The organism is Halorubrum tibetense (assembly GCF_042661865.1).
Taxonomy (GTDB): Archaea; Halobacteriota; Halobacteria; order Halobacteriales; family Haloferacaceae; genus Halorubrum; species Halorubrum tibetense.
Map to the genome: position 1 here is coordinate 1 of NZ_JBHSWW010000416.1, position 1,543 is coordinate 1,543.

The following is a 1,543-nucleotide window of genomic DNA, read 5'->3' on the forward strand; positions in this document are numbered from 1 at the left end:
CGCACGCCCGGACCCGCCGCCGACATCGAGCAGGCGGTCGATCGGTCGTTCCGCCCGATCGAGTCCAGCCGCCAGCACGCTCCCGTCGGCGGCGGGCATCACGCGGTCGTACAGCGGCGCGACCCGATCGAAGAACCGAACGTCGCCCACGCCGTGCATACGCCGGCGTACGGGGGCGGGTCGTTTATAAACCCCGATCGCGGATGAAGCCTGACCGCGGGTGACGACTTGGCCCGCCGAGGACCTTTATATATATTCCCCGTAGCGACGGTATGGAGTTCGTTGTCGTCGGAGCCTCCGACGAGGGGGCGACCCTCCGGCTCGACTACCGGGCGTTCGCGTACGCCGGCAAGTTCGTCGTCGGCTCCACCGGCAAGGCCGCCTTATATACTCCGGACGGGTCGCCGGCAGCGCCGGGCTGGGAACCGGAGCGGCCGCTCCCCGACGGCGTCGACGCCGACGCGTTCGAACGCGACGTGATCGCCGCCGTCTCCTTCTCGCCGGATCGGACGGATCCGAACCGCTGTCGGCTGCGGTACGTCACCGTTCACGCCGCGCGCCGAGGGGAGGGCGTCGGCCCGGAGCTGATCGCTCGGACCGTCGCCTGGCTCGCGGACGCCGGCTACGATCGGGTCCGGATCGCGGTGAACAACCCGTTCGCCTACGAGGCGTGTTATAAATGCGGCTTCGCGTACACGGGCGAGACGACCGGACTCGCGGAGCTCGAACTCGAACGACCCGCGGACCGACCGGCCGCCGCCCGCGACGACCACGAGAGGTACCGGTCGGGGTTAGTCGCCTTCCGCGACCGCGATGCCGACCGCACGGAGGCGGAGCGTCGGTTCCTCGTGAGTCGGATCGGCGAGCGGCAACCCGACGGCGAACGACGACCGGATGGCGAACGACGACTCGACGGCGAGCGGCAGCCGGCCGACGCCAACGATGCCGACGGGGATATCGGGTCCGCCGGGCCCCCGGCGCTCATCGACCTCGTCGAACGGGACTGACCGCGTCCGAGAGGGACACCGCTCGATCCCCGTCACGGTTCGTCGGGCGAGCTCCGCCTCAGTTCGCGGCCCAGATCGCGTAGTTCAGCGCGGTCGCGAACCCGACCCACGCGAGGTACGGCACGAGTAGGAGCGCTGCACGCCGGTCGAGCCGGTCGAACGCGACGATCGTCGCGGGGACGAGCACGAGGAGGGCGGCGAGGACGACGAGTCCCAGGTCCGGCCGTTCGAGCCCCCAGAAGACGGGCGACCAGGCGACGTTCACCGCGAGCTGGAGCCCGAAGAGGCCGAGCGCGACCCGAGTAGGACGGTTATCGGGGATGAAACCGGAAGCGGTCGCGAAGCCGTCCCGAGCACGCTCGGCGCTTGACGCGACGCGCGCCCGCCCGGCTCGAACCACGAGCACGACGGCGACACCCATCAGGGCGTACAGCACGGGCCAGACGACGCCGAACGCCCAGTTCGGCGGGTAGAACGCCGGCAGCGTCAGAGACGCGAACCAGGCACTCCCGGTGGCGGTGAACGGGACGCCGAGC

The 1,543-nt window shown here is 70.7% G+C and carries 2 protein-coding genes and 1 pseudogene; 1 reads left to right on the top strand and 2 read right to left on the bottom strand.

Annotated features, from left to right (window positions below; all coding sequences use genetic code 11):
* A pseudogene (locus ACFQEU_RS15715) lies at window positions 1-159 on the bottom strand (methyltransferase type 11); the annotation flags it as partial.
* A gap of 113 nt (window positions 160-272) precedes the next feature.
* Between ACFQEU_RS15715 and ACFQEU_RS15720 the strand changes: the two are divergent.
* Complete coding sequence (locus ACFQEU_RS15720; RefSeq protein WP_379783692.1) at window positions 273-1,007, top strand: GNAT family N-acetyltransferase; 735 nt, start codon at window positions 273-275, stop codon at window positions 1,005-1,007.
* 58 nt (window positions 1,008-1,065) lie between these two features.
* Here the strand turns inward: ACFQEU_RS15720 and ACFQEU_RS15725 are convergent.
* A partial coding sequence (locus tag ACFQEU_RS15725) for a TspO/MBR family protein (protein ID WP_379783694.1) occupies window positions 1,066-1,543 on the bottom strand: 478 nt, incomplete at its 5' end.